This is a genomic window from Jannaschia sp. 2305UL9-9 (assembly GCF_041403465.1).
GTDB lineage: Bacteria > Pseudomonadota > Alphaproteobacteria > Rhodobacterales > Rhodobacteraceae > Jannaschia.
Window position 1 is genome coordinate 586,668 of record NZ_JBGEHM010000001.1, and the last position, 17,152, is coordinate 603,819.

General features: G+C 62.8%; 17 protein-coding genes. 7 read left to right on the forward strand and 10 right to left on the reverse strand.

Annotation, left to right across the window (positions count from 1 at the left end; genetic code table 11):
• Window positions 1-17: 17 nt before the first annotated feature.
• The 9 genes from V6N07_RS02910 to V6N07_RS02950 all read right to left on the reverse strand — a co-directional run bounded on the left by V6N07_RS02910 (window position 18) and on the right by V6N07_RS02950 (window position 8,110).
• Window positions 18-404, reverse strand: a complete 387-nt coding sequence (locus V6N07_RS02910; protein ID WP_371153912.1) for a response regulator — start codon at window positions 402-404, stop codon at window positions 18-20.
• On the reverse strand, window positions 395-1,237 hold the full coding sequence (locus V6N07_RS02915) for a protein-glutamate O-methyltransferase CheR (RefSeq protein ID WP_371153914.1): 843 nt from the start codon (window positions 1,235-1,237) through the stop codon (window positions 395-397). The genes V6N07_RS02910 and V6N07_RS02915 overlap by 10 nt, the downstream gene beginning before the upstream one ends.
• On the reverse strand, window positions 1,234-1,767 hold the full coding sequence (locus V6N07_RS02920; protein ID WP_371153915.1) for a chemotaxis protein CheW: 534 nt from the start codon (window positions 1,765-1,767) through the stop codon (window positions 1,234-1,236). The genes V6N07_RS02915 and V6N07_RS02920 overlap by 4 nt, the downstream gene beginning before the upstream one ends.
• Window positions 1,764-4,001, reverse strand: coding sequence for a chemotaxis protein CheA (locus V6N07_RS02925; protein WP_371153917.1), 2,238 nt, complete (start codon window positions 3,999-4,001; stop codon window positions 1,764-1,766). The genes V6N07_RS02920 and V6N07_RS02925 overlap by 4 nt, the downstream gene beginning before the upstream one ends.
• Entirely contained in the window at window positions 4,001-4,378 is a 378-nt protein-coding gene (locus V6N07_RS02930) for a response regulator (RefSeq protein ID WP_371155375.1), read from the reverse strand. The genes V6N07_RS02925 and V6N07_RS02930 overlap by 1 nt, the downstream gene beginning before the upstream one ends.
• Window positions 4,372-4,683 carry an STAS domain-containing protein gene (locus V6N07_RS02935; RefSeq protein ID WP_371153919.1) on the reverse strand — a complete coding sequence of 104 codons (312 nt, stop codon included), beginning with the start codon at window positions 4,681-4,683 and terminating at the stop codon, window positions 4,372-4,374. Before V6N07_RS02935 ends, V6N07_RS02930 begins: the two co-directional genes overlap by 7 nt.
• Before the next feature lie 73 nt (window positions 4,684-4,756).
• The gene (locus tag V6N07_RS02940) at window positions 4,757-5,707 is read right to left on the reverse strand and encodes a glucokinase (RefSeq protein WP_371153921.1); all 951 of its coding nucleotides are present in this window, start codon (window positions 5,705-5,707) and stop codon (window positions 4,757-4,759) included.
• An 11-nt stretch (window positions 5,708-5,718) separates the two neighbouring features.
• Entirely contained in the window at window positions 5,719-7,056 is a 1,338-nt protein-coding gene (locus V6N07_RS02945) for a GH1 family beta-glucosidase (RefSeq protein WP_371153923.1), read from the reverse strand.
• A gap of 19 nt (window positions 7,057-7,075) precedes the next feature.
• Window positions 7,076-8,110, reverse strand: coding sequence for a substrate-binding domain-containing protein (locus tag V6N07_RS02950; protein ID WP_371153924.1), 1,035 nt, complete (start codon window positions 8,108-8,110; stop codon window positions 7,076-7,078).
• Window positions 8,111-8,202: 92 nt separating this feature from the next.
• Here V6N07_RS02950 and V6N07_RS02955 point away from each other — a divergent pair, with 92 nt between their 5' ends.
• The 7 genes from V6N07_RS02955 (at window position 8,203) to V6N07_RS02985 (ending at window position 16,542) form a co-directional block, all read left to right on the forward strand.
• On the forward strand, window positions 8,203-8,400 hold the full coding sequence (locus tag V6N07_RS02955) for a hypothetical protein (RefSeq protein WP_371153926.1): 198 nt from the start codon (window positions 8,203-8,205) through the stop codon (window positions 8,398-8,400).
• The gene (locus V6N07_RS02960; RefSeq protein WP_371153928.1) at window positions 8,397-9,752 is read left to right on the forward strand and encodes an ABC transporter substrate-binding protein; all 1,356 of its coding nucleotides are present in this window, start codon (window positions 8,397-8,399) and stop codon (window positions 9,750-9,752) included. Before V6N07_RS02955 ends, V6N07_RS02960 begins: the two co-directional genes overlap by 4 nt.
• Window positions 9,753-9,872: 120 nt before the next feature.
• Complete coding sequence (locus tag V6N07_RS02965) at window positions 9,873-10,850, forward strand: carbohydrate ABC transporter permease (protein WP_371153929.1); 978 nt, start codon at window positions 9,873-9,875, stop codon at window positions 10,848-10,850.
• Window positions 10,850-11,992 (forward strand): carbohydrate ABC transporter permease, encoded by a 1,143-nt coding sequence (locus V6N07_RS02970; protein ID WP_371153930.1) that lies wholly within the window; start codon window positions 10,850-10,852, stop codon window positions 11,990-11,992. Before V6N07_RS02965 ends, V6N07_RS02970 begins: the two co-directional genes overlap by 1 nt.
• Before the next feature lie 8 nt (window positions 11,993-12,000).
• On the forward strand, window positions 12,001-13,653 hold the full coding sequence (locus V6N07_RS02975) for an alpha-amylase family glycosyl hydrolase (RefSeq protein WP_371153931.1): 1,653 nt from the start codon (window positions 12,001-12,003) through the stop codon (window positions 13,651-13,653).
• A gap of 73 nt (window positions 13,654-13,726) precedes the next feature.
• Window positions 13,727-14,845 (forward strand): ABC transporter ATP-binding protein, encoded by a 1,119-nt coding sequence (locus tag V6N07_RS02980; protein ID WP_371153932.1) that lies wholly within the window; start codon window positions 13,727-13,729, stop codon window positions 14,843-14,845.
• Window positions 14,846-14,910: 65 nt separating this feature from the next.
• On the forward strand, window positions 14,911-16,542 hold the full coding sequence (locus tag V6N07_RS02985; protein ID WP_371153934.1) for a hypothetical protein: 1,632 nt from the start codon (window positions 14,911-14,913) through the stop codon (window positions 16,540-16,542).
• A gap of 4 nt (window positions 16,543-16,546) precedes the next feature.
• On the opposite strand, the gene hpt is transcribed toward V6N07_RS02985, so the two are convergent.
• Window positions 16,547-17,080 (reverse strand): hypoxanthine phosphoribosyltransferase, encoded by a 534-nt coding sequence (gene hpt, locus V6N07_RS02990; protein ID WP_371153935.1) that lies wholly within the window; start codon window positions 17,078-17,080, stop codon window positions 16,547-16,549.
• Window positions 17,081-17,152 lie beyond the last annotated feature (72 nt).

The window sequence follows — 17,152 nt, forward strand, 5'->3', positions numbered from 1 at the left end:
CGGGCACATGCCTCCCGTCACAGACGCCCCACCACGGCTTCGATCGTGTTTTTCATATCGCCGGGGGTGAAGGGTTTTGCGAGGAAGTTGTTCATCCCCAGTTTCCTGCCGGTATCGATGACCGTCTTGTCGCTGCGACCGGTCACGAGGATGAAGCCGATTTTCCGCGTCGTCGGATCGTGTCGAAGATGCTGCAAGAGTTGCAAACCGTTCAATTCGGGCATGTAGAGGTCCGACAGGATCAGATGGGGCAGAAACTCCCGCGCCCGCTGCATCGCCTTCTTTCCGTCGTCCGTGTATTCAACGTGCGTGATACCCAGGCCATCCAGGGCCTGAAGCAGGATGCCGCGGCTGGTGGACATGTCGTCCACCACGAGGACCTTCAGGCTGTCTCTTAATGCCACCGAATGTCTCCTTCCGGTGCGGGACCGCATTTCAGGTAGGTTGTTGCCCCGGCAAGCCGAAGGTGCGGGAGTGCCACGGCCAGACGTTCGGAATGGCCAAGGAAGAGCAGACCATCGCCGGCAAGGCAGGCATCCAGATGCGCATGAACCCGGGCCTGAACGTCGGGCGTGAAATAGATCGTCACGTTCCGGCAGAATATCGCGTCGAATGGTTGGGATGTCGGAAGCCGATCCAGAAGGTTATGCCGCATGTACGTGATCCCGGTTTTCAAAGATGCGACCGAATGCTCGGCAGGCATCATGCCCTTCGGCAAGACGGCAGCGACCCCGTCGGCCAGACGTCTGGCAATCTCCTTGTCTTCCGGCTGCCTCATTGCCGCCCCGAGGACATTGATATCGATGTCGGTCGCAAGGATGCGGGCCTTGTCGTTCCAGCCTGCGCCCAGACAGGCGGCACAGGTCGCCGCGATCGAAAGCGCTTCCTCCCCGCTTGAACATCCGGCGGACCATATGCGTATGGGATCGCACGCCGTTCGTTTGCGCCCATGTTCCAATTGTCGCGCAAGGGCGGCGAAATGATGGGGTTCACGAAAGAAACCTGTCACGTTCGTCGTCAGCGCGGAAATCAACTCGCAACGTTCCTGTACCGATGTCGCGTCCGCCCCGGAGACAAGGGCGACATAGCTGCGAAAACTCTCCATTCCGGTCGCACGCAGCCTGCGTTGTAGCCTTGCGGACACGAACGACCGTTTTCCGGGTGGCAGGCTCAGCCCCGCTTCTGCCATCGCGATCGACGTAATGGCCTGAAACTCTGCGTCATCCATCGTCTTCATTGCAGACCGTCCCCGATCTGCCGCGACAGTTCGGGCAGGACACAGTCGATCGACAGAACCTGGATCATCAGGTCTTCGACGACGAACAATCGTTCGGACATGCCGGATGTCTCGTCGGCGACGGCCTTGGGCATGTCCTGCATCTGGTCAGGCTGCGGGTGAACGATGTCGGAGACAGCATCGACCAGAAGGCCATGCAGTCGATTTCCCTGCTGTATCACGATGATGACGTTTCGCGGGTTTTCTTCGGTCGGCGCCTGACCCAGCCGTTGCGCCAGATCCATGACCGGCAGGACGGAACCGCGGAGATTGACCATCCCGAGCATGTATGGCGGGGCGTGGGGCAGGGGCGTGGGCTGGCTCCAACTGCGGATTTCGCGGACGGCCATGATGTCGACCGCATATCCCCTGCCGCCACATTGAAACGTCAGAAGTTCCAGACCGCTCAACGACGCGTGCAGATCCGTCTTGGACGGCTCGGCATTGGCAACCGGCGACTTGAATGGGGCATCTGTCAGGACCTGGTTCATTGCGCGCGCACCTCCTGCGACATCTGCAAGGACCCGGCGGCCAGGCCGGCCGTTGCGGCCAGGCCACTCGGGTCAACGATCAACGCGACATGTCCATCGCCGAGGATTGTCGCAGCCGATACGCCAGGAATACGTCCGAAGCTGTCGCCCAAGCCCTTGATGACGACCTGCCGCTGCGCTTCGATGGCGTCGACCTGCACGGCGAATGGGCCAAGATCGTCCGGCTGCACGAACAGCAGGGCGCGATCGTCTTCATCCGCCGCCGGACAATGGGCAACCGTGCTTTCGAACCCCATACCTGTGGCAAGGTCGATGATCGGAACAAACCGGTCGTGCAGCAGAGCGACCTGCCGGCGAGGACCCAGCATTTCGGTCCTCGCGGCTGATACCGTCTGGGTTTCCACGATCGCGGACAACGGAATGACCATCCTTTGCCTGGATGTCCTGACGATCATGCCGTCCAGTATCGCGAGCGTGAGAGGCAGGCTGATCGAGATCGTGCAGCCCACACCCTGTTCCGAGCTGACAGATATGGTGCCGTTCAGATCGCGGATGGCCCGCTGCACGACATCCATTCCCACACCCCGCCCAGAAAGGGACGAGACATCCGTCGCGGTCGAAAAGCCGGGCAGGAACAAAAGCCGGTCGATTTCATGGGGCGCGAGATCTGCGTCGCGGGGGATCAATTCGCGTTCGATCGCGCGTGCAAGAACGCGACCGCGATCGATGCCCGCGCCATCATCGCTGACCTCGATCACGACCCGGTCCGATTGCTGGCGTGCACTCAGGCGCACAATGCCGGTGCCCGGTTTGCCCACGGCCGCGCGCGCAGCAGGGCTCTCCAACCCGTGGTCGATTGCGTTCCTGATCATGTGGGTCAACGGGTCGGCAAGGCGTTCGACGACCGTCTTGTCGATTTCCGTCGTTTCGCCAACGGTTTCCATCCTGACCGACTTGCCGGTCGTCTGCGCAGCTTCGCGGACGATGCGGGTCATCCTCTGGAACAGGGACCGGACCGGCTGTGCACGGATGGCCATGACACTGTCCTGAATATCACGGGTCAGCTGTTGCAGGCCATCGATGCCGGATGCGGAATCGGAGTTGGTATCCAGGCCATCCCGCACGATGCTCTGCGCGAGCATGGACTGGCTGATGACCAATTCCCCGACCAGATTGACCAGACGGTCTATCCTTTCGAGGTCGACACGTATCGTTGCCGCCAGACTGCCCTTGGGCCCCGTGTCCGGGACAGGCTGTGCCGCGGGAGGGTCGCTGACCGGCGCATCAGCCGGGGGTGCTGCGCTGGACAGATCAGGCTCCGCAGGGGGCTCCTTTTTCACGGTTTCGTCGACGACATGTTCACTATGGCCTGCGAAATACCGCAGGTCGTCATCAGTCGCGCAACGTATATTCAGAACGCAAAGGTCGTCGGCAAACTCGAAGACGCTCTCGATCTCCGTCTCCGTCAGGTCTTCGGCCGTGGGGGCAAGGAGGATTCGCCACCGCACCCTCGGGATGATTGCGTCCATGGATGTCAGGGGGGGAAGGTCCCCGTCGTCGATCTCGCAACGGATCTGGCCAAGAACCTGAAGGGACCGAAACAGGAAGAGAGGCTCGTTCCCGCTTTCCAGAAGATCCGGCAAGGGATCGAATGTCAGCAGCCATCCGGTATTGGTGGCAGAATTGCCGGCATCGGCTTTTGCCGAATGTATCGGGCCCTCGCCCGGCAAGGCCGCAACTGCTTCCTGCCCCCCGGGACCGACCTCCAGCGGTTCCGCGAGGTCCAGATCCAGAGGTATGGGGGCAAAACCCAGATCAAGGTCGAATTCGTTGCCACCCGGCGGACCTGATGCGTCACCCAGTTGATCACGCAAGGCTATGAGGTCGGCCGGGATGTCACCGGTGTCTATCGTGCCCGTTCGGGAGTGGGCGACAAGATCGCCCAGCCGGTCGCTGGCGCGCAGCAGCACGGCGATGACGTCGGGCGTTGGGGCCAGCCGATCCGTGCGAAGACCATCCAGAACGGTTTCGAACTCGTGCGAGAAACCGACAAGTTGCCCAAGGTCGAAGGCTCCGGCGCCGCCCTTGATGGAATGAACGGCCCGAAAGACGGCATCGACCGTGTCGTCGTTCTGATCCCCGGCCTGCAGCGTCAGAAGGCCTGCCTCCAACTGCTCCAAAAGCTCGGTGCATTCCTCGAAGAATGTGGCCTTGATCTCCTCCATCCCGGACATCAGCGCAGGCCCGTGACTGTCCGCAGCGCAGTGACAAGGCGTGCCGGGTCGAAGGGTTTGACGATCCAACCGGTCGCACCGGCGGCTCTGGCCCTTTGCTTGAGCTCTTTCGCACTTTCGGTGGTCAGCACGAGGATCGGGATACCCGCGAAGACATCCATCAGGCGAACGCGTTCGATGAACCCGAACCCGTCGAGGCGCGGCATGTTCACATCCGTCAGGATTGCGTCCGGGCGGGGATCGAGGCTTTCGAGGACTTCGATGCCATGTATCCCGTCTTCCGCCATCGTCGTTTCGATCCCCTCCCGCTCCAGCGTGAGGTGAACCATGTCGCGGATGGTGCGGCTGTCATCGATTGCAAGAACGCGCATCAGGATGCCCCCCCGTCCATAGGGTGTGACAGCCGGGAAAGGTCCGTGCCCAATGTCGAGAGGCAGCCCAGAAACGCGGCGGAGGGTGCATCGATGGACAGGGCATGGCCCGCATCACGCAGATGATCGCGCCCCGCCATCAGGACCTGCAGGGCGGGCGTCGTCACGACCTCGACCAAGGCGCCATTCAGGCGACCATCGGTCTGGCAGGCAAGGAACCAGTCCCGCAATGCGCCAGCCGTCGTGATATCCAGACGAGATGGAAGGTCCATCGCCGTGACCGGGCCTTTGGTATCGGGGGTTGAGTGCACCGTATGCCTCCGCGAACTGGGGGTGTTTCGGAACCCCTAGCTGCAAGGCCGCTAACAAAGCGTTACGGCGCGACTACTCTGCCTGTTCCGCCAGAAAGGACGCGCAGCCGGTCAGCGCCGCAAAGTCGTCGATCACAAGGGATACCGGGAAGTTCGCCATGAAACCGGCGAACCGGCCCTTGTCCCGGAAGGCATCCGCGAAATCCATGCGGTGCAGATAGGGCGCCATCGCCCGCGCCACACCGCCGACGAGGTAGACCCCGCCAAGCGGCAGATGGATCAGCGACAGGTTGCCGGCGACCGTGCCCATCATCTGGATGAACTGCCGCACGGCGGCTTCGGCGCGGGGGTCCGTGTCGATGCGTGCCATGATCTCGGCCGCAAGGTATTCCTCGCTGCTGCCCGCCTCGTGCGACAGCCAGCGATAGACTTGTTCAAGGCCCCGGCCGGACAGGACATCCTCGACCGCCGGAAAGCCATGCGCCGTCGACACGAAAGTGCAGAGGCGCAGCTCGGCGTCCGTCCGGATCGGCAGGTTCGCATGCCCGGCCTCGCACGGGGGAACGAAACGCCCGCCGGGGGTGTCATGGACCGGGGCGGCGTTGAACCCGGTCCCGATCCCGATCACGAGGCGCGCGCCGCCCGGCGTTGGCGCACCGATCACCGTCTCGCAGGCGTCTTCGGGCAGGTAACCGATCGCATGCCCCTGCGCCTGAAGGTCATTCAGGATGGCACAGCGGGTCGCGCCCGTGGCCTCGGCAAGGCGGGCACCGTCGATCGACCAGTCGAGGTTGGTCAATTCGCCCACACCGTTGGCCACCGGACCCGCCACGCAGACACAGGCCCCGTCGGGCGTCGCCCCGCCCTGATCCATGCGATACTGTCGCAAGACGGGGGCAAGATTGGCGAAATCGCGGTTGCGATACTTGCGGATCGTCTCGGTCAGGACCTGTCGACCCGCGGTCAGGGCGACACGCGTGTTCGTTCCGCCGACATCGGCCACCAGAAAGCAAGGTTCGGTCATTCTATCTGTCCCTATTCCGCAAGCGCACGCGCAAGGGCGTAATAACTTGCCTTGGGCGTGCGTGCAAAGTCGGCGAAATCCACATGGATCAGGCCGAAGCGCTTGTCGTAGCCCAGCGTCCATTCGTAATTGTCGAGCAGGGACCAGATCGTATACCCCCGAAGCGGGACACCATCGGCCACCAGATCGCGTGCGACCTCCAGATGCCGGTCCAGATAATCAATCCGCTCCAGATCATCGCGCCCCGGCTTGTCGCCATTGGCCATCCCGTTCTCGGTGATGAAGAGCGGCAGGTCGCCGGTATACTCCCGCGCGGTCCGGCGCAGCAGCCAGTCGAAGCCTTCTGGGCAGACTTCCCAGCCCATGTCCGTCTTGGGCAGCGGCCCGTCCACGGTGCCGTAAGCAGGCCATGCCTTGCCCGTACCGATGATCCGTTTGCAGGTGTAGTAGTTGATCCCCATCCAATCAATCGGTTGGGAGATGACCTTCATGTCATCCTGCCAGCGATCCGGCATCAGGTCGGACAGCCCGTCCAGCACATCCTCGGGGTATTCGCCCTTGGTCATCGCGCCGACGAACCAGCGGTTGTAGATGCCGTCGTATATTTCGGCCGCGGCGACATCCGCATCGCGGTCGGTGGCGGGCAGGGCGTATTCCATGTTGCAGGCGGCACCCAGATTGGGGACGTCCTCGGACCGCAACGCCTCGATCGACAGGCCATGGGCCAGGGCGACGTGGTGCATGGCGCGCGCGGCGGCGCCAAGGTTGGCCAGACCGGGGGCGTGATAGCCTTCGTAATGGCTCAGCCAGGCCACGCACCACGGCTCATTGACGGGCGCCGTCGAATACAGACGGTCGCCCAAGCGCGCACCGACGACGCGGCTGAACTCCGCAAAGCGCTGCGGGATTTCCCGGCTCGTCCAGCCGCCCTTGTCGGCCAGCGCCTGCGGCAACTCCCAGTGATAGAGGGTCGCCATCGGCTTGATCCCGCGTTCCAGCATCCCGTCGACGAGGCGATCGTAGAAATCGAGCCCTTCGGGGTTCAGCGTCTTGCCGTCGGGCATGATGCGCGCCCAGGACGTCGAAAAGCGATAGGCATCCAGCCCGGCTTGGGCGATCAGATCCAGATCTTCGGCCCAGCGGTGATAATGATCGCAGGCCAGCGCCCCGTCTTCGCCCCGATCGACCTTGCCCGGTTGCTTTGCGAAACTGTCCCAATGCGTGGGGCCTGCGCCACCGTGGGCGTGTCCCTCGATCTGATAGGCCGAGGTGGCCACGGCAAAGAGAAACCCATCCGGAAAATCGGATCGGCGTATGCTGAAGGTATCGCGCAGGTCACGGCTGGGCATCGTAGTCTCCGAAAAAATGTCAGGTGCGGCTTCGGGGGGCGGGGCCGGTGGAGGCGCCGAGGATCAGGTCGCTTTCCCAAACCTCCTGAACGGGGTCCTGAGAAGGTCGTGAAATCCGATCCAGCAGGATCTCCGCGCAGCGGCGACCCGCGGCCCGGACGGAAGAGCGTGTCGCCGTGAAAATCGGAACGTCATCTCCGTTTCCGAGATAGCTGAGCATGTCGTCATGGGTAACGACCGACACGTCCTGGCCCATGACCAGCCCGGCGTCGTGGATGGCCCGGCGCACCCCGATCGCCATGATCATGGAAGACACGAGGAAGGCCGTCGGCGCATCCTGCTGTGCCAGCATCCCGCACGCCGTGCGGTAGCCATTCTGCTCCGACATCTCGCCGTCGAACCGCAGCTCGGCGCAATCAGGCAGGCCACGCGCGACCATTGCGGAAAGGTAGCCGTCGCGCCGCCGTCGCGCGAAATCCATCGTCTCATGTCCGTTCAAAAGCGCGATGCGCCGATGCCCAAGATCCAGCAAAAGATCCGTCGCGCGTTGAAAGGCCCGCCGGTTGTCCACGTCGACGAAATTGTAATCCGTCGGGGCCACCGGAACGCGTCCGTGCACGACGAAGGGCAGGGCGGTTTCGCGCAACAGGGCCACGCGCGCGTCGTCATCCCGCGGGCCGTGCACGATGATTCCGTCCACGCTGCCCGCTCGGGCCATCTGACGATAGGCGCGAACCTCGTTGCCATCGTTGACCACCGACAGGATCAGGTCGTAATTCGCATCGGAATAGATCTCGCCCGCACCGGCGAGAAAGTCGGCAAAGACCGGGTTCACCATCTCGTGGTTCAGAGAGGTGGGAATCACATGCCCGATGGCCATCGCCCGGCCGGTTGCAAGGGATGCGGCCCGCCGGTTCGGACGATACCCGTGGGTCCGCGCGGCCTCTGCGACCTTGCGGCGGGTCTCCTCCTTGACCTCGGGATAGCCGCCCAACGCGCGACTGACCGTTGTCGGCGACAGACCCAGCAGTTCCGAGAATTCCCTGAGATTCACCCTGCGACGTCCTGAAAGTTAAGGGGCAAATGCACCCAAATCGGTTTGAATTTTCCACTCGACCGAACGAGCCTTGCCGTGAGGTGCCCCGAATGGTCATTGTTTGGCAACTGAAAAAAATCGACAGCAAACCCACGATGTGGTCGGACAGGGGCGTTGACTTTTCGGTGAAGGCGGAGTCATTCTTCGCCAGTCAAAGCGGTTTGGAAGAGGCAGCCGCAGAGATCGAGATCGCCGGGAACCGGCAACAACTTGCGGTCGCACATCGGCCGCGCGGGAGGGTTACATGAAGAAGCTTGCAAGCAGCACCGCAATCGCGGTGCTTCTGTCTGGCGCCGCCTATGCGGACGGCCACACATCCGCATTCACGCCGGGCGAAGGCCCGTTCGACTGGGACAGCTACAACGCATTTGCCGAAGCCACCGACCTGTCGGGTGAGACGGTCACGATCACCGGCCCCTGGACCGGCGACGAAAAGGCCAAGTTCGACATCATCATGGCGTTCTTCGCCGATGCGACCGGCGCGGACGTCACCTATTCCGGATCCGACTCGTTCGAGCAGGACATCGTGATCTCGGCGCGCGCTGGCTCCGCCCCCAACCTCGCCGTCTTCCCGCAGCCGGGTCTGGCCGCCGACATGGCGTCGCAGGGCCTGTTGACACCGCTGGCCGACGGCACCGCCGAGTGGGTCGCCGACAACTTCGCCGCCGGGTCGTCCTGGGTCGATCTGGGAACCTATGCGGACGCGGACGGCAACGATCAGCTGTTCGGCATGTTCTACCGCGTCGATCTGAAGTCGCTGGTCTGGTATTCGCCCGCCGCCTTCGACGAAAGCGGCTATGACATCCCCGAGACGATGGAAGAGCTCAAGGCGCTGACCGACCAGATCGTCGCAGACGGTGGCACGCCGTGGTGCATCGGTCTGGGCTCGGGTGCGGCAACCGGCTGGCCCGCGACCGACTGGGTCGAGGACATGATGCTGCGCACGCAGTCGCCCGAGGACTATGATGCTTGGGTGTCGAACGAAATGCCGTTCAACGACCCCAAGGTCGTGGCCGCGATCGAGGAGTTCGGCGCCTTCGCCCTGAACGACGATTACGTGAATGGCGGGTCGCAAGCCGTTGCAAACACGGACTTCCGTGACAGCCCGACCGGCCTCTTCGACATCCCGCCTGCCTGCTACATGCACCGTCAGGCCTCGTTCATCCCGGCGTTCTTCCCCGAAGGCACTGAGATGGGGCAGGACGCAGATTTCTTCTACTTCCCGGCCTATGAGGGCAAGGATCTGGGCAAGCCTGTTCTGGGCGCCGGCACCCTGTTCTCGATCACCAACCCGTCCGAAGGGGCGAATGCGCTGATCGAGTTCATGAAGTTGCCGATCGCGCACGAGATGTGGATGGCGCAGGGCGGTTTCCTGACGGCGCATGCCGGCGTGAACCTCGACGCCTACGAAAGCGACTCGCTGCGCGCGCAGGGACAGATCCTTGCCGATGCGACCACGTTCCGCTTCGATGCGTCCGACCTGATGCCCGGCGAGATCGGCGCAGGCGCGTTCTGGACCGGCATGGTCGACTACGTCACCGGCGCCTCTGCCGAGGACGTGGCCGATAGCATCCAGGAGCGTTGGGACGCACTGAACTAAGACACCGCAAGGTTCCCCGGCGCGCCCCTCACGAGGGGGGCTCGCCAGCAACGGGACATTCCGGGGCAAGGATGGTCCGGGTCGTCCACCCCACCAATTCAGCACAAGGGAGGACCAGCCATGTCACCGCTTTTGCAGGGCATCCTGACCGTCATCATCGGCGTCGGCGGATGTATCGGGTACTTCTGGACCTCGAACCTCGTGCTGGACAGGGTCTTGTTCCCGGCCCGTGGCCCGGACGCCGGGCGCAACATCAATCGCGCCAACCAGATCCGCCCGTGGCTGTTCCTGCTGCCCGCCCTCGCGGCGCTGACGCTCTACCTCGTCTATCCCGTATTCGGCAGCTTCTACCGCTCGCTCTTCAACCGGTCGGGCGAGGAATTCATCGCGCTGGGCAACTATGGTGCGCTGTTCGCGGACGGCGAATTCCGCACGGCGCTGTTCAACAACTTCCTGTGGGTCCTGTTCGTCCCCGCCGCGGCGACGTTCCTCGGCCTTCTTGTGGCGCAGCTGACCGACCGGCTGTCGTGGGGGAACATCGCCAAATCCCTGATTTTCATGCCGATGGCGATCAGCTTTGTGGGCGCATCCCTGATCTGGAAGTTCGTCTATGCCGTCGATCCGGAAATCGGGATCATCAACGCCATCCGCGACACCATCGGCATGGCGCCGATCGATCCGTTGCAGGTCGCATTCTGGAACAACTTCTTCCTCATGGTCATCCTCGTGTGGATCCAGACGGGTTTTGCGATGGTCATCCTGTCCGCCGCCCTGCGCGGGATACCGGAGGAAACGATCGAAGCGGCCATCATAGATGGCGCAAGCCCGATCCAGATCTTCTTCAAGATCAAGATCCCGCAGATCATGGGAACGATCGTCGTCGTCTGGACCACGATCACCATTCTCGTGCTGAAGGTGTTCGACATCGTCTACACGATGACGGGCGGCAATTTCGGCACGCAGATCCTGCCCAGCTACATGATGGAATACATGTTCCGCGATGACGGCCGCGCCACGGCGGTGGCCTTCGTGATCATGCTTATCGTCCTGCCGGTCATGATCTGGAACATCCTACAAGCCAGAAACGAGGTGCGCTGATGTCTGCGAACGATGACGGAATCGCGGGCGCCAAAAGCTCGCTCGCGCTGGTCACGAACATTTCGGTCGCCCTGCTTGTCGTGCTGTGGCTGATCCCGACCGTCGGCCTGCTGGTCAGTTCGTTCCGCGACCGGGACGCGATCTCGAATTCGGGCTGGTGGAATGCGCCTTTCGCGACGGAGCAGAATTTCGCCGCCGGGGCCGAGGGCGAGTTCCAACGAGAGGTCGACGGCTGGGTCCTGACGGGCAACGTCTTCGGCGAGGACGGCAGCGGCGAGATCACGGCCTTCGGTGGCCGCCGAGCGGAGCCGACGGCATTCGAGCCTGGCACCACCGGAGAGCTGGTGCGCGGTCGCACCCTGACGGTCGAGACCAACGGCGATTATCGCTATGTCGACCCGGCCGATGACGCGCCCGGCCGCAATCCGACCCTCTATTTCGGAACGTCGGTGCCGCCCAATTTCTCGACCGACAACTACGAGACGATCCTGTTCTCGAACGGGATGGACACGGCCTTCATCAATACCCTGACCGTGACGATTCCGGCGACGATCATCCCGATCCTGATCGCGGCCTTCGCGGCCTATGCGCTGGCGTGGATGGACTTTCCGTTCCGCGGCACGATCATCGCGATCATCGTCGGTCTGCTGGTGGTACCCCTGCAGCTGGCGCTCGTGCCGATGCTCAAGTTTCACAACCAGATCGGGATCGGGCAATCGTTCTATGGCATCTGGTTCGCTCACACGGGCTTTGGCCTGCCGCTGGCGATCTACCTGCTGCGCAACTACATGGTCGGCCTGCCGCGCGACATCATCGAAAGCGCCAAGGTCGACGGTGCCACGGATTTTCAGGTCTTCACCAAGATCGTCCTGCCGCTGTCCTTTCCCGCGCTGGCCAGCTTCGCGATCTTTCAGTTCCTTTGGACGTGGAATGACCTGCTGGTGGCCAAGGTCTTTCTTCCATCCAACTCCGAATCCTGGGTAATGACGGTCAAGATCGCCGACGACCTGCTTGGGTCGCGCGGCGGTGATTGGGGCATCCTTGCAGCGGCGGCCTTCGTGTCGATCGCGGTGCCACTGATCGTGTTCTTTACCATGCAACGCTACCTGGTGCGCGGCCTGCTGGCCGGTTCCGTGAAATAGGACGATACATGACTGCAATCGCTCAACAACTGTCGCCTGACATGAATCCCGATTGGTGGAAGGGCGGCGTGATCTATCAGATCTATCCGCGGTCCTTTCAGGATACATCGGGCGACGGTATCGGCGACCTGAACGGCATCACCCAGCGACTGCCTTACGTGGCGTCGCTGGGGGTCGATGCCATCTGGATCAGCCCGTTCTTCACGTCGCCGATGAAGGATTTCGGCTACGACGTCAGCGACTATTGCGACGTCGATCCGATGTTCGGCTCGTTGGAGGATTTCGACCGCCTCGTCGCCACTGCGCACCGCCTGGGCGTGCGCATCATGATCGACCTCGTGCTGTCGCATACCTCGGATGCGCACCCGTGGTTTCAGGAAAGCCGCAGCAGCCGCACCAACCCCAAGTCCGACTGGTATGTCTGGGCCGACCCCAAGCCGGACGGCACCCCGCCGAACAACTGGCTGTCGATCTTCGGTGGCACGGGCTGGCACTGGGACGCGCGGCGGTTGCAGTATTACCTGCACAACTTCCTGACCTCGCAACCGGACCTGAATTTTCACAACCCGGACGTGCAGGATGCGCTGCTGGATGCGACCCGGTTCTGGCTGGACCGGGGTGTCGACGGCTTCCGCCTCGACACCATCAACTTCTACTTCGCGGACAAGGCCCTGCGCGACAACCCCGCGTTACCGCCCGAAAAGCGCAACGCGAACATCGCGCCCGCCGTGAACCCCTACAACCACCAGGAACACATCTATTCCAAGAACCAGCCCGAGAACCTCCTGTTCCTCAAGCGGTTCCGCGAACTGCTGGACGAATATCCCGGCACCGCCGCGGTGGGTGAGGTGGGCGATGCGCAGCGTGGCATGGAACTGCTCGGTCAATACACACGGGACGGGCAGGGCGTGCAGATGTGCTATGCCTTCGAATTCCTCGCCGGTGACCTGCTGACCGCCCCCCGCATCGTCGAGGTCTACGACAAGCTGAACGCCGAAGCGCCGGACGGCTGGGCCTGCTGGGCGCTGTCCAACCACGATGTGACGCGGCATGTGACCCGCTGGAACCTCGATGAGCAGGGCGCGCGTTGCTACGCGACGCTGCTGCAATGCCTGCGCGGCTCGGTCTGTCTGTATCAGGGTGAGGAACTGGGCCTGAACGAGGCGCGTGTCGCCTACGAGGATCTGCAGGACCCCTACGGCATCGAGTTCTGGCCCGAATACGTGGGCCGCGACGGCTGCCGCACCCCGATGGTCTGGGAGGCGTCGAACGAAGGCGGCGGCTTTTCCGAGGTCAAGCCGTGGCTGCCGGTCGCGCACGAGCATCTGGGCAACGCCGTCGCCCTGCAGGAGGATCGCAAGGATGCCCTGTTGCACCACTATCGTCGCGTGATCGCGATGCGTGCCGCTGCGCCTGCGCTGCAAAAGGGCGAGCAGACCGACATGCAGGCCGATGGACAGCTTTTGCATTTCGTCCGGTCCGAAGGGGACGAACGCTGGTTCTGTGCCTTCAATCTTGGCGGCGACGCGGCCAGCGTTCACCCGCCCGAAGGCAACTGGGAATTCGTCGATGGGATCGGCGGAACCGATCCCGGACGCGCGACCGGGGCAGGGGGCATGAGCCTCGGGCCGTGGCAATACACGTTGCTCAAGGGCGTATGATACCCGCGCCGCCATCCGCATCGGGTGCGGGCGGCGGCGCGATCCATAAAAAGACCCGGGAGGGACGACGATCATGGCGAACCTGAAACTGACCGACGTGTCCAAGGTCTACGGCGGTACCGTCGAAGTCCTGAAGGACATCAACCTCGACATCGAACAGGGCGAGCTGATCGTTTTCGTCGGTCCCTCCGGTTGCGGCAAATCCACCCTGCTGCGCATGATCGCCGGGTTGGAGAAGATCTCGGGCGGGACGCTGGAAATCGACGGTCAGGTCGTCAATGACGTCCCCCCGTCCGAGCGGGGCATCGCGATGGTGTTCCAGTCCTACGCCCTCTATCCGCATATGACGGTGCGCGAAAACATGCAGTTCGCGCTCAAGATCGCCAAGGTCGATCCGGCCAAGATGAATGCGGCGGTCGAGGCGGCGGCGGCCAAGCTGCAACTGACCGAATACCTTGACCGCCTGCCCAAGGCCCTGTCGGGTGGTCAGCGACAGCGTGTCGCCATCGGCCGGTCCATCGTGCGCGACCCCAAGGTCTATCTGTTCGATGAGCCGCTCTCGAACCTCGATGCGGCCCTGCGCGTCGCGACCCGGATCGAGATCGCGCAGCTCAAGGAGCAGATGCCGAACTCGACCATGATCTACGTCACCCACGACCAGGTGGAGGCGATGACCTTGGCCAGCCGCATCGTCGTGCTGGATGCGCTCAAGGACAACGGGCACAAGTATTCCATCGCCCAGGTCGGCACGCCGCTGGACCTCTATGAACGCCCCAACGGCGAATTCGTCGCCCGCTTCATCGGCTCGCCCGCCATGAACCTGATGGAAGGCGAAATCACCGGCACCGGCGAGACGACCACCATCCGCAGCAAGCATGGCGGCGGAACGGTCACCTCCACCATACCGACCAAGCCCGAGGACATGGGATCCTCTGTCAAGTTCGGCATCCGCCCCGAGGATGCCATCGCGACCGAGGGCGAGGATTTCGCGTTCGAGGGCGTGGTCGAGGTGGAGGAACGGCTGGGCGAGGTGACGCTGCTGTATTTCAAGCGGGCCACGCCGGACGCCGATCCGGTCATCGCCAAGCTGCAGGGCATCCACCCGAACATGCGGGGTCAGACCATCCGTCTGGCGGCCGATCCCGCGAAAGTGCACATATTCCGCAACGGAGTGTCGCTGCTTTACCGCTGATCGGCCCCGATTTCGCCGGAATGGGGGGACACACGTCGGGGCAGTCTTATCAAGGATTGCCTCTCATGCCGCTGTTCAAAGGAAAAAGTATCGCCGAAATTCATCATAGCATGATTTCTGGCGTGGGCCTTGTCTATGCGATGCAAGCAGGCGAATGGGCTTGGAATGTGGCCCGTGACACGGCGCTGCTTGAGGCGCCCGCAGCGAATATACTGCCCGCAAGTTTGCTGGCACTGTCTTGTCTTCTGCCGCTTATTCTTGGGTGTCGCCCAGTTATGCCAAACGCGGTCAAGGCGCCTTCGCGTTGGTTGCATTTGCCGATACTGCTCCTCGCGCTCTATCTCTTCAGCGCTTCCGGTCAGTTTTTGATCTCATATCAAGGGATCGCCGCCGGGATGGCACCGGAGCAAATAACACAAGTCCATATGCGGATTCTCTCCAGTTTCGGGATCTTCTTTTTCGTCGCGTCCGTTGTCACCGGTATCAAGTCCATACTGTCAGGTGGGGGGGATGGGAACATTCCGGCGCCAGCAGACCGAATAACCCGGCAGGCTCGGGGACGTCCGAGTGATGACGCCTTCGTCGTTCTCAGCATTCATCGCGCTCTGCTCGCCCTAGGCGGTGTCGCGATGATCACATTTGGCGTTGCCATCCACCTGACATCGCAACGGGACCCACAGGTCGCCGCGCTCTATGCCGCGACCGATTTATTTTCTTACGCGATGGTCTCTGCCGGTCTCTGCGTTGCGATTGGTCTTTCCTTTCTCACAACGCGCACATTGCCGCGCTTTGTTCATCGCCCCACGCGTTGGTTCCACTTTCCGGCCATCGGTTTTTACATCTCTGCCGTCTCGCTTGCTGCACTTGCCCCGCTCCTGGTTATGGCACCTCCCGCGCTGACGTCGATTCTAGAGGGACAATCACCTGGCGTCTTCACGCGCTATGATTTGGTCCAGGCCGGGTCAACGACTACCATTATAAGCGCCGTTTCCTTCCTCGGCCTGATTGCCACGACCATCGCCGTCATCGCCCGCAAACCGCCCGCGGCCACATCCCCGGACGCCCTGCGCCCCTATCCCAGCCAGCGCGCCTCCGACTTGCCGGAGGTGGCGCCCAAGAAGAACATGAACAAGGGCAAGCTGCCGGAACCCAAGCTGCCGTCCATCGGTGCCGCGATGAAACTGTATGTCATCGCCGATTGGTTGATGATGCGTTTGCTGGGGCTTGGGCTGCTTGGCACCGCCTGGATCCTTTGGCAGCTGATCGAAGGAGGGCGCGATTACCAGGCGTTCCAGATCAGCTATGGCCAGAACCCGATGCACGCGCTTTACGCCTATGCCGGGGTCGGCACGTTGATGACGGTGCCTTACCTTTTGCCGCGCTTTATCACCGCGCCGCGCCATGTGATCGGGGGACTGCTCAAGGCCGTCCTGCTGGCCGCCACCGCCTTCATCCTGCTGCCGATGCTGCATGTCGGGATCGAGATGTTCACCCCCGACATGTACTGGGCCACCCTGCACGCCACCGCGCCCGGCGTGTTCAAGGCGCTGGCCGGTGTCGCCGTCACCTCGGCCCTGCTGATCAGCTTCTTCCGGCAGCTCGGGAACGTGCCGCAGGTCGATTATACCGGCAAGCCCGTCCTCGTGCTGTCACAGCAGGAGTTGCGGTCCCTGCGCGCCGCCCGCGCCGAGGATTGAGCGATCAGGGGAACCGCACCTTGCCGATGAAGGGCAGGTTGCGGTTCCGCTGCGCATAGTCGATCCCGTAGCCCACCACGAATTCATCCGGTATCTCGAACCCGGTCCAGCTGGCCTTCACGTCCACCTCCCGCCGGGCGGGTTTGTCCAGCAAAGCAATGGTTTCCAGCCGGGCAGGGGCGCGCGACTTCAACAGGCCGATGACGTGGTGCAGCGTGAAACCCGTGTCGACGATATCCTCGACCACCAGCACGTCACGGCCGCCGATCTCGCCGCGCAGGTCCTTGAGGATGCGCACCTCGCGGCTGCTCTCCATCCCGTCGCCGTAGGACGACGCCTCGAGGAAATCGACCTCCACCGGCAGGTTCAGTTCGCGAACGAGGTCCGCGATGAACACGAATGACCCCCGCAACAGGCCGACGACGACCAGCTTGTCGGTGCCGTCGAACCGCGCTTCGATGTCGCGGGCCAACGCCTCGATCCGGGCCGCGATGGCCTTGGCGCTGATCATCTGATCGATTACGTAAGCCTCTGGCATTTTGACTCCTCGCGAACCTTCCGGCATCTGGGGCGTTAACACGCTGTTCGATCACGACCAAGGGGTCCACCC

Excerpts from the sequence above, each read along its gene's own strand:
- V6N07_RS02915 (WP_371153914.1), bottom strand. The coding sequence starts at position 1,237 with ATGAAGACGATGGATGACGCAGAGTTTCAGGCCATTACGTCGATCGCG.
- V6N07_RS02920 (WP_371153915.1), bottom strand. The coding sequence starts at position 1,767 with ATGAACCAGGTCCTGACAGATGCCCCATTCAAGTCGCCGGTTGCCAAT.
- V6N07_RS02925 (WP_371153917.1), bottom strand. The coding sequence starts at position 4,001 with ATGTCCGGGATGGAGGAGATCAAGGCCACATTCTTCGAGGAATGCACC.
- V6N07_RS02940 (WP_371153921.1), bottom strand. The coding sequence starts at position 5,707 with ATGACCGAACCTTGCTTTCTGGTGGCCGATGTCGGCGGAACGAACACG.
- V6N07_RS02945 (WP_371153923.1), bottom strand. The coding sequence starts at position 7,056 with ATGCCCAGCCGTGACCTGCGCGATACCTTCAGCATACGCCGATCCGAT.
- V6N07_RS02955 (WP_371153926.1), top strand. The coding sequence starts at position 8,203 with ATGGTCATTGTTTGGCAACTGAAAAAAATCGACAGCAAACCCACGATG.
- V6N07_RS02960 (WP_371153928.1), top strand. The coding sequence starts at position 8,397 with ATGAAGAAGCTTGCAAGCAGCACCGCAATCGCGGTGCTTCTGTCTGGC.
- V6N07_RS02965 (WP_371153929.1), top strand. The coding sequence starts at position 9,873 with ATGTCACCGCTTTTGCAGGGCATCCTGACCGTCATCATCGGCGTCGGC.
- V6N07_RS02970 (WP_371153930.1), top strand. The coding sequence starts at position 10,850 with ATGTCTGCGAACGATGACGGAATCGCGGGCGCCAAAAGCTCGCTCGCG.
- V6N07_RS02975 (WP_371153931.1), top strand. The coding sequence starts at position 12,001 with ATGACTGCAATCGCTCAACAACTGTCGCCTGACATGAATCCCGATTGG.
- V6N07_RS02980 (WP_371153932.1), top strand. The coding sequence starts at position 13,727 with ATGGCGAACCTGAAACTGACCGACGTGTCCAAGGTCTACGGCGGTACC.
- V6N07_RS02985 (WP_371153934.1), top strand. The coding sequence starts at position 14,911 with ATGCCGCTGTTCAAAGGAAAAAGTATCGCCGAAATTCATCATAGCATG.
- hpt (WP_371153935.1), bottom strand. The coding sequence starts at position 17,080 with ATGCCAGAGGCTTACGTAATCGATCAGATGATCAGCGCCAAGGCCATC.